General features: G+C 54.2%; 1 protein-coding gene. It reads right to left on the bottom strand.

Annotated elements, in window-relative coordinates; translation table 11 throughout:
- On the bottom strand, nt 1-1,156 hold a 1,156-nt coding region (locus MKX14_RS18190; RefSeq protein WP_240283148.1), incomplete at both ends, for an Ig-like domain-containing protein.

The raw sequence follows: 1,156 nt of genomic DNA, 5'->3' as shown, positions 1-1,156 counted from the left end.
TGGGTCAGTTGCATTAATTGGATCAAGTACCGGTGCATTTGGTGCGGTGGTATCAATGGTCACCACTGCGGTATCGGTACCTGCATTGCCTGCAGGGTCTGTTGCCGTCACGGTAATGGTGTGTGGACCATCAGTTAACGCAGGAAGTGTATTGTCTGCAAGCGTCCAGGTGCCGTCACCATTGTTCACCGCCGGATAGTCAACACCATCCACATTGACAACCACAGTGGCTGTCGGATCGTTCACTGTACCAGTGAGTGCTGGTGTGCTGTCGTTCGTGAGTACATCATCCAGCGCAACCACCGGCGGTGTAATGTCTGCAGAGACTGTGCCTGTACCTGGCAATGAAGTATTGCCTGCAGGGTCAGTTGCTGTTGCAGTCACGGTATCGCCATCCACCAGGTTACCCGGGTTTGGTACTGACCAGCTGCCGTCTGTGCCTGCCACCACTGTTGCAGTGCTGCCGTCAGGGAAGCTCACAGTCACTGTAGAACCCGCTTCTGCTGTACCGCTCACTGGGTCAGTTGCATTAATTGGATCAAGCACTGGTGCATTTGGTGCGGTGGTATCAATGGTCACCACTGCGGTATCGGTACCTGCATTGCCTGCAGGGTCTGTTGCCGTCACGGTAATGGTGTGTGGACCATCAGTTAACGCAGGAAGTGTATTGTCTGCAAGCGTCCAGGTGCCGTCACCATTGTTCACTGCCGGATAGTCAACACCATCCACATTCACAACCACAGTGGCTGTCGGATCGTTCACTGTACCAGTAAGTGCTGGTGTGCTGTCATTGGTCAACACATCATCAAGTAGAACCACCGGCGGTGTGATGTCTGCAGAGACTGTGCCTGTACCTGGCAATGAAGTATTGCCTGCAGGGTCAGTTGCTGTTGCAGTCACGGTATCGCCATCCACCAGGTTACCCGGGTTTGGTACTGACCATGTTCCGTCTGTGCCTGCCACAACTGTTGCAGTCGTACCGTCAGGGAAGCTCACAGTCACGGTTGAGCCCGCTTCTGCTGTACCGCTCACCGGGTCAGTTGCATTGATTGGATCAAGTACAGGTGCATTTGGTGCGGTGGTATCAATGGTCACCACTGCGGTATCGGTACCTGCATTGCCTGCAGGGTCTGTTGCCGTCACGGTAATGGTGTGT

It is taken from the genome of Acinetobacter pittii (assembly GCF_022449185.1).
Taxonomy (GTDB): Bacteria; Pseudomonadota; Gammaproteobacteria; order Pseudomonadales; family Moraxellaceae; genus Acinetobacter; species Acinetobacter pittii_I.
Note: the sequence above shows the minus strand (reverse complement) of the source record. Positions and strands in the feature narration are given on the sequence as shown.